This is a genomic window from uncultured Pseudoramibacter sp. (assembly GCF_903789625.1).
Classification (GTDB): domain Bacteria; phylum Bacillota; class Clostridia; order Eubacteriales; family Eubacteriaceae; genus Pseudoramibacter; species Pseudoramibacter fermentans.
In genome coordinates, this window is sequence record NZ_CAIFFF010000006.1 from 103,976 (window position 1) to 111,125 (window position 7,150).

Sequence of the window (7,150 nt, forward strand, 5' to 3'; positions counted from 1 at the left end):
CTCATCATTGTCGTGTTTGATGAAATTCTAAAATCAATAAGTCGGCGTAGCGTATCCGAAAATATCGGATGCTTTGATGTTTCGGTTAACCCGTTTGACCTTATCGCTCCAATTCCCGTCGATTGTCGTCATGGTATTGCCAGAGCGCTTTTCAACAATCGCCACATGTGTGGCCATGCTCTTGCCAATGTAGACCAGATCGCCGGATTTCGGTGCGTAACCTTTCCACCGCCAGCGTCCACGGCTTTGGTACCACTGCACACCATTTCCTGTATAATTGTGATAACAGAACACCTTCGATGAAGCGCCGGCCTTCGCCCCACACCAGGAAACAAATGTCGCACACCACGGCTGATAGTTACAATGTGCCCATGCGCCATATTTTGTGCCGTTATTGCCATATTCGTGGTAGCCAACTTCCTTCTGTGCCACTTTCACAATGCGTTGACGCGTCGTTTCTGGCGGAGTTGGTGTCTTGAACTGCCTGGCATTTGCCTTTTGAATTGTGAACAGCTGTGCCTTGCTATTATTGGCCGTGTATAAATCGACGTTTGTGTTTTCCTTCGATGAATTGCCAGCGACGTCAATTACCCGTGTTGTTGAATTTTCCGGCATAAGCGTATACTGGCCTTTACCCTTGCTGACAACGACAAATTTCTGCGCCCTAGAATTATTTTGATTATAAATCTGCACATTTGCACCGTCCGCATTTCTGCCGCCCGAAATATCAAGGGCCTTGCTCTTATTGGACAGTGGAATCAAAGTGTAGGAGTGGTCCAAATTACGGACAAACGTCCACCCCTTCGTCGTCAACCAGGAAGCACTCTGCATCACCACATTGGAGCCGGATACAGTGAGCACTTTACCATTCGCATTTTTCACAAGCGCCGTAAAGGTGCTGCCGAGATTGGCGCTGCTGGTTACGGCTCGATTCTTTGGCACAACACGCCATTTCTGAGCTGCTGAATTATTGTAAGTGTACACTTGTACATTTGCACCGCTGTTTCGGCTGCCGCCGCTTACATCGAGTACCAAACCAGATCCGCGATTCCTAAACGTGTAGGTATCCCCGCTTTTGGTGACAATCCATTTCTGCGCGTCGGAGTTATTCACGCTGTACTGCCAGACGTTTGCGCCCTTTCTCTTCGATCCGCCTGCAACGTCGAGAACCTTGCCGTTTTTGGCGTTTTGAATCATATAACTGCCATCGCTTTGACGTTTAAGATTAAACAGCTGTGCTGCTGAATCGTTATATTGATAACATTGAATATTCGCGCAGCTGAAAATGCTTCCGCCAGAGACATCTAATACAGTGTTCGACGTGTAAGATGGATTCAGCATCACATTGTTTGCGCTGTAATCTGGGATCGTCCCTTTTGAAACAAGTGTCCATTTCTGAGCCGCGCTGCCATTTCCTGCGTAAATTTGAACATTAGCGCCGTTTCGTCCGCGGCCGCCATTGACGTCAAGCGCGCATTTTTCTGAATTTGCAGGCTGAATCGTCACTGTACCATCAGCGTTTTTCGTGAGCTTCCACTTTTGCGCTTTTGTGCCATTTGGATTGTACTGCCTGACATTGGTGCCGCTTTTGCTGCTGCCGCCGCGCACATCCAATGCCCGGCTGCCAGCCATCGTCATGATCGTATAAGTGTCGTCGTTGTTTTTGACAAAGCGGAACCGCTGCGCATTAGAACCATTGGCAGCATGAATCTGAAGATTAGCCTCGTTGACCGGACTGCCGCCAGCAATGTCCAGCACTTGATTATTCCCAACACCTGAACGAATTTCATAAAGCTGAGATGTATCGACCGCGACAGCTTCCTGCGTTTGCGTCTGTACTTGATTTTGTGTTTGTGTCTGATTATTTGCAGCCGCCGGCTCCGCGAAAGCGCAGGGCGTAACTGCCAACGTCGATGCCAGCACAGCTGCCGCTGCCCAGAGTCGACCTTTTCTATTCTGTGTTTTTCGTTTACCTAATAAAATAAAATCACTCCTTTTCCAAATAACGAATCGTGCAATTAAAACTTAATTTTTCGTCGTTTATATACTACAACATTTTTATTATAACACGTTTTCTCCTACTTGAAAAGTTACTTAAATTGATCGTTGAGCTATATATTCCCCGCCGCTTTATCCTTTACGACCCCAAGCACTTCTCTAAGCATATTGTTCGCCAGGTACAGCGGCGTGGACGGCGCGGCAATGCCGTACACCTGCCGGTAGCCTGTCTTTTTCGCGAGGCTCAGTCCGCGGTAGACGTGAAAGTTATTCGTCACGATTCCGATGCGGTCACCCTTGATATCGATCAGCTTGGCCGAATATTTGATGTTCTCGACGGTGTTCTGCGACCGGTTCTCGACGTGAATTCGATTGGGCGCGATGCCCTTTTGAATCAGATATCGGCGCATGGCCGACGCCTCGGTTTCCGGCTCATTCGGGCCGCGTCCGCCGGAAACGACGCACCGCGTTTTTGAATTGGCTTTGAGGTAAGCCGCTGCCGTGTCCAGCCGATAAGCCAGTACTCGGCTCGGTCCCGTCGTTTTGACCTGCGCGCCGAGCACGACGATCACATCCAGCCCCTTCGGCGCCTTTGCGTTAAACTGTGTATGGATCAGCGCGCAGACCGCCACAATGCTTACAATGACCACCACCAGCATCACATCCACCGCAATCCGCACGCCGATAGGCATCCGCGCCCAAGCGCCGGTGTGCACCCCGACGGCCGCAGCGGCGAAAAGCGCGCCAATGCCAAACCACACCAAATAAAACCGCGTGCCGGAAGCGATGCTGAGGATCAACACGCCGTAGACGCACGACAGCGCCGCCAGCGCGCTCAAAATCACCACACTTTTTTCCATCGCTCACACATACCATTCCGGCCGTCTCAGCCCTGTGTAAGGCTTAGTTTGGCGCCGAGCCGCGGCCTGTCCCAGCTCGATTTCCGCGTACAGCATCGCCTCGTCCCTGCCTGCCAGAGCCAAGGTTTCGCCGTCGGGGCCCGCCACAATGGATCGGCCGGAAAAGGTCATGTCGTCTTCCGTGCCGACCCGGTTGCACATCGCCGCATACACGCTGTTCTGAAAGGCCTGCACCTTAATTTCCCACTGGAACAGCTCATCTGGCTCACCGATATTGTTTGCCGTCGGAATCAAAATCAGCTCGGCGCCCTTCAGCGCTTCGGTCCGGATGCTTTCGGGATAATGCCGATCGAAACAGACGACAATGCCGATTTTTCCAAACTTCGTCTCGAAGACCTGAAAACCGTCGTCCGCCGGCGTATAATAATCCTGCTCGTAAAATCCCGGGCACTGCGCGATGTGCACCATCTTCTGCGTGCCGAGGATGGCGCCGGTGTCGTCGATCAAAAAGCTCGTGTCGTAGTGCTGCCCGTCCAGGGCCATATAAAAATTGGGCGAGGCGAAAATGCGGTGCGCCGCGCACGCGTCCTGCACCGCCCTCAGGTATGGGCTGTCCATCGTCATGCAGTACCGTGACGCGTCCTGCCCGGGATGCTTCGGAAAAAACGGGCTGAGCTGAATTTCCGGAAAGAGAATCAGGTCGGCGCCCTGCGCCGCCGCTTCCTCGATGTGTGCCAGTGTACGATTTAAATTAGCGGTCATGTCTGCCGACATGCGCATCTGCGCCATTGCGATTTTCATAAGTGCTTCCTCTCGTTTCGTTTTAGCCCTATCATAACACAGGGAAATGAATCGCTGCACATTTTTAGAGAAAGCCGCTCACATAAAAAAGACTGGCTTGATGGAGAACAGCCAGTCTCGGTTTGTATTGGATGTATTAAAGAGAAGGAGAAGTTTTCATTTACGCGTGAATGCGCCACTGCGTCAGCAGATGCTCTGTGCCGGCGCGTAAAAATCCATGATTTCGCTGCGGCCCTCGTCCATTTCAGCGATGGCCGCCATTTCGGACGGAGTCAGCTCGAAATCCCAAATGTCGCGGTTTTCCCGCATGTGTGCCGCATTTTCGCTCTTGGGAATGACGACGGCGCCCCGCTGCACATTCCAGCGCAGTGCGGTCTGGACCGCCGTTTTGCCGTGGCGAGCGCCGATCGCCTCTAAAACCGGATGGGTGAAGATGCCGCGGAGTCCCTCGTTAAGCGGTGCCCAGGCTTCACAGACAATACCCTTCTGGGCCAAGTCGTCGAGATAATCCTGCACGCCGTAAAAGGGATGCCGCTCAATTTGATTGACCATCGGGCCAATATTCGCCACTGACAGTAATTCATCCATCCGCTCCGGAATGAAGTTCGAGGTACCGATGGCCCGCACCACGCCTTCCTCGCAGAGGCGTTCCAGCGCCCGCCACGCTTCCCGCCACTGGCCAAAGGGCTGCCGTTAACCATCATCTTTTCACCTCATTTTTTCATCTGAATCTGTCTGAACGCTGATATCTTTCCATTTTTCGACAGAGGCCAATCTCGCTTGAAAAGCGTCACTGACGATTTTGACTGCATCCGACCTGAGGGGCAGATAATCCGGCAGCTCCTCGTCGGTTCCTTCCGTCTTTATTGATTTCATTCTAATCCCCGAATGTTCAAATGTACAATGCTTAGGGCTGAAGTTGATATAACTCTAAGTTATACTTTCTCGTCGTGCGGCTTTAATGCGTCCCGAAAAGCCAACCCAAGACTTCGGTATCCGACGCTGCTAGTCCGCCGCCGCGATGACGCCAATCGTTTTTTTGTTCATATCTGCTCTGCTCCTTTGTTTCTAATTGATTCCATCATACGCAGTCTGATCCCAAAAGTACAATGCCAGCGGTGCAAAGCAGTATGTGTTTTGTGAATAGGCTTTGTGCACTTTTTCATAAACAGCGCCCAAATTATAGAAAATTTTATAAACTTTTGTTAGAATAGTTTTATTTACAGACAGCTTGGAACCTCAGGAGGTGACCTTCATGATCGAGATTTACTTGTTAGAGCAGCTCGCCGCGTTTGCCAAATACGGCACACTGTCCGCCGCGTCGGAACAGATTCATATCTCCCAGCCAGCTTTGACCCGCTCGATGAAAAAAATTGAAGAAGAACTGGACGTCAAATTATTTATCCGCCAGAAAAACCGCCTGATTCTCAACGAAACCGGAAAACTGGCGGCCACTTTAGCCGAACAGCTCGTCAATCAGGATAATCAGCTGGTTCAGCAGGTGCGTGCCTTTGACCGAAGCCTGCGCACCATTGCCTTGGGCTCCTGCGCGCCGGTTCCGATCCTCGAAATTTCACCAGTACTCCAGACCCTTTTCTCCCAAATGACCATTTCAACGGAAATTCACAACGACGAGGACCTTCAAAAGGGCTTCGACAATCACCTTTTCCAGCTGATCGTCACCCATGAGATGCCGGAGGACGACACGCTTTTTGCGGTCCCCTTCGGACACGAAAAACTGTTTATCGCGGTGCCGCCGGCCCATCCGCTGGCCGGCTTCGATGAAGTGCGTTTTGCCGATTTAGACGGCGTGCCGATTCTGCAGTACTCAAAGGTCGGATTCTGGTACGATTTGGTTCACGAAAAAATTCCCAACGCCAATTTGCTGCTGCAGACGGACCGCCGCACCTTCACAGAAATCGCCTCAGCCTCGGCACTGCCCACTTTCTGCACCGACTACGTTTTGAAGGATCGTGATTTGTCAAATCGAAAAATCATTCCCATCTCAGATCCCGAAGCGTCTGTCCATTACTTTATCGTCTGCCGGAAATCCGACCGCGCGCGTTTTAAACCGTTGTTCGATCATCTGCCAAAATGGCCAATCTAAAACAATATCCGACCAAAATAACTAAAATGTTCAGTTTCTTATCCGTTTACTACAGGAAAGAAACGATTACAGATGTTATAATGGATTTAAATCAAATTGCAATCCTTTAAATTTCATTAAAGAGCTGCATGAGGAGGGTATAATATATGGCAAATCGTTTTATTTTAAATGGCGCTTCCTACCACGGACACGGCGCAATCGAAGTCATTCCGGATCTCGTAAAAAGCTACGGCTGGAAGAAAATTTTCGTCACCTCTGACCCAGATTTGGTCAAATTTGGCGTCACCGCAAAGGTCACCGACTTATTGGACGACGCGGGTATCGCGTACACGGTATACTCCGGCATCAAACCGAACCCGACCATTCAAAACGTCCAAGACGGCGTTGCAGCTTTCCGCGAAGCTGAAGCAGATTCCATTATCGCCATCGGCGGCGGCTCCTCTATGGACACCGCAAAAGCGATCGGGATCATCATCAATAACCCGGAACACGAAGATGTCCGTTCCCTCGAAGGGGAAGTGCCGATGAAAAAACACGCAGTGCCGACGATCGCTGTCCCGACAACAGCAGGTACTGCCGCTGAAGTCACCATCAATTACGTCATCACCGACGTCGAAAAAGAAAGAAAATTCGTATGTGTCGGCCCGGATGACATTCCGGAAACCGCCATTATCGACCCGGACATGATGTCCTCAATGCCGAAGGGCTTAACCGCCTCAACCGGTATGGACGCCCTGACCCACGCCATCGAAGGCTACACCACAAAGGGTGCTTGGGAATTGTCCGACATGTTCCATCTGGAAGCCATTAAGCTGATTGCTCAGAACCTGCGCGGCGCCGTCGACAACACGCCGGAAGGCCGTGAAGGCATGGCACTCGGCCAGTATATCGCCGGAATGGGCTTCTCCAACGTCGGTTTGGGGATTGACCACGCCATGGCACACACCCTGTCTGCACACTACGATATGCCGCACGGGGTCGCTTGCGCGATGCTCCTGCCAATTTCTATGGAATTCAACCGCGATTATGTCGGTGACCGTCTCCGCGATGTCGGACGCGCCATGGGCGTTGAAGGCATCGACGATATGGACGCCGAAGCCGCGAAGGATGCCGCTATCGCCGCAGTTAAACAGTTGGGCGAAGACGTCGGTATTCCAAAGACGACGGACAAGATCCGTGAGGAAGATCTCGATCAGATCGCAGCTGACGCGTTGAAAGACGCCTGCTATCCGGGCAACCCGCGTGAAGCGACACCGGATCAGGTTAAGGAAATGTTCCGCATGTTAATGGCTTAAGCCGATTGATAGTTGTCTCTACTTATTAACTCATAAAAAAGGGCGTGTGAAAAAACAAAAATTTTTCACACGCCTTTATTTTTTGGGGG

6 protein-coding genes and 1 pseudogene are annotated in these 7,150 nt (G+C 51.3%); 2 read left to right on the forward strand and 5 right to left on the reverse strand.

Annotated elements, in window-relative coordinates:
* Positions 1-33: 33 nt before the first annotated feature.
* The 5 genes and pseudogenes from QZX60_RS05320 to QZX60_RS05340 form a co-directional block, all read right to left on the reverse strand.
* Positions 34-1,923 carry an RICIN domain-containing protein gene (locus tag QZX60_RS05320; RefSeq protein WP_295362108.1) on the reverse strand — a complete coding sequence of 630 codons (1,890 nt, stop codon included), beginning with the start codon at positions 1,921-1,923 and terminating at the stop codon, positions 34-36.
* A gap of 188 nt (positions 1,924-2,111) precedes the next feature.
* Positions 2,112-2,858 (reverse strand): YdcF family protein, encoded by a 747-nt coding sequence (locus tag QZX60_RS05325; protein WP_295362110.1) that lies wholly within the window; start codon positions 2,856-2,858, stop codon positions 2,112-2,114.
* Positions 2,859-2,861: 3 nt separating this feature from the next.
* A complete protein-coding gene (locus QZX60_RS05330) occupies positions 2,862-3,659 on the reverse strand; it encodes a carbon-nitrogen hydrolase family protein (protein WP_295362111.1) in 798 nt (265 codons plus the stop codon).
* A 183-nt stretch (positions 3,660-3,842) separates the two neighbouring features.
* Positions 3,843-4,319: pseudogene (locus tag QZX60_RS05335) on the reverse strand (aldo/keto reductase); the annotation flags it as partial.
* A 48-nt stretch (positions 4,320-4,367) separates the two neighbouring features.
* Positions 4,368-4,535, reverse strand: a complete 168-nt coding sequence (locus tag QZX60_RS05340; RefSeq protein ID WP_295362113.1) for a hypothetical protein — start codon at positions 4,533-4,535, stop codon at positions 4,368-4,370.
* Positions 4,536-4,914: 379 nt separating this feature from the next.
* Between QZX60_RS05340 and QZX60_RS05345 the strand changes: the two genes are divergently transcribed.
* A complete protein-coding gene (locus QZX60_RS05345; RefSeq protein WP_295362115.1) occupies positions 4,915-5,766 on the forward strand; it encodes a LysR family transcriptional regulator in 852 nt (283 codons plus the stop codon).
* A gap of 146 nt (positions 5,767-5,912) precedes the next feature.
* Positions 5,913-7,061, forward strand: a complete 1,149-nt coding sequence (gene fucO / locus QZX60_RS05350; protein ID WP_295362116.1) for a lactaldehyde reductase — start codon at positions 5,913-5,915, stop codon at positions 7,059-7,061.
* The last annotated feature ends 89 nt before the right edge of the window (positions 7,062-7,150 follow it).

Coding starts and splice junctions, on each gene's coding strand:
- QZX60_RS05325 (WP_295362110.1), bottom strand. CDS start 2,858: ATGGAAAAAAGTGTGGTGATTTTGAGCGCGCTGGCGGCGCTGTCGTGC.
- QZX60_RS05340 (WP_295362113.1), bottom strand. CDS start 4,535: ATGAAATCAATAAAGACGGAAGGAACCGACGAGGAGCTGCCGGATTAT.
- QZX60_RS05345 (WP_295362115.1), top strand. CDS start 4,915: ATGATCGAGATTTACTTGTTAGAGCAGCTCGCCGCGTTTGCCAAATAC.
- QZX60_RS05330 (WP_295362111.1), bottom strand. CDS start 3,659: ATGAAAATCGCAATGGCGCAGATGCGCATGTCGGCAGACATGACCGCT.
- fucO (WP_295362116.1), top strand. CDS start 5,913: ATGGCAAATCGTTTTATTTTAAATGGCGCTTCCTACCACGGACACGGC.